The sequence below is a fragment of the Kitasatospora sp. GAS204B genome, assembly GCF_029892155.1.
Classification (GTDB): Bacteria; Actinomycetota; Actinomycetes; order Streptomycetales; family Streptomycetaceae; genus Kitasatospora.
Genome location: NZ_JARZAG010000084.1, coordinates 1 through 1,012 on the forward strand (window position 1 = coordinate 1; position 1,012 = coordinate 1,012).

General features: G+C 67.5%; 1 protein-coding gene. It reads left to right on the top strand.

What is annotated here, in order from left to right:
• The coding region (locus P3T41_RS36885; RefSeq protein WP_280695029.1) for an Ig-like domain-containing protein at window positions 1–1,011 on the top strand (1,011 nt) is incomplete at its 5' end.
• Window position 1,012 lies beyond the last annotated feature (1 nt).

Here is a 1,012-nt window from a genome sequence, read left to right on the forward strand (position 1 = left end):
CTGGGCACCGCCACCCTCGACAACAACGGTAAGGCCACCCTCACCACCAGCAGCCCCCTGCAGGTCGGCTCGCACACCATCGAAGCCGACTACGCCGGTGACACCAACTCCGCCACCTCCACGGGCACCGTGACGCAGACCGTCACCCAGCAGGCCACCAGCACCACCGTGTCCTCCTCCCACAGCCCCAGCTCCTACGGCCAGTCCGTGACCTTCACCGCCCTGGTGGCCGCCAACACCACCCCCGGCGGCACCGTCACCTTCAAGGACGGCACCACCGTGCTGGGCACCGCCACCCTCGACGCCACCGGCAAGGCCACCTTCACCACCAGCACCCTCACCGTCGGCACCCACACCATCGAAGCCGACTACGCCGGTGACACCAACTCCCAGGCCTCCTCCGGGACCCTGACCCAGCCCGTCACCCAACAGGCCACCACCAGCGTCATCGTGTCCTCCAGCAACAACAACACCTCCACCTACGGCCAAGACGTCACCTTCACCGCCACCATCCACCCCACCACCGACGGCACCCCCACCGGCACCGTCACCTTCAAAATCGACGGCACCCCCCTCACCAGCGGCCCCGTCACCCTCACCGGCGGCCAAGCCACCTTCCACACCACCACCTTGACCGCCGGCCAACACACCATCGAAGCCGACTACACGGGTGACACTAACTCCGCCACCTCCAGCGCCACCTTGACCCAGACCGTCAACAAGGCCGCCACCACCCTCACCGCCGACGACGTCGCCGACAATCTGCCCAACCTGGTCGCCCACCTCAGCAGCAACGGACAACCCCTGGCCGGCCAGACCATCACCTTCACCACCACCAACCTCCTCGGCCAAACCATCACCCTCTGCTCGGCCACCACCGACAACACCGGCACCGCCACCTGCACCAGCGGCGCCCTCAACCTCCTCTTCCACCTCGGACTCACCTACACCGCCACCTACACCGGCGACACCAACCACACCGCCAGCACCGCCCACGCCCACCTCCTCTAAC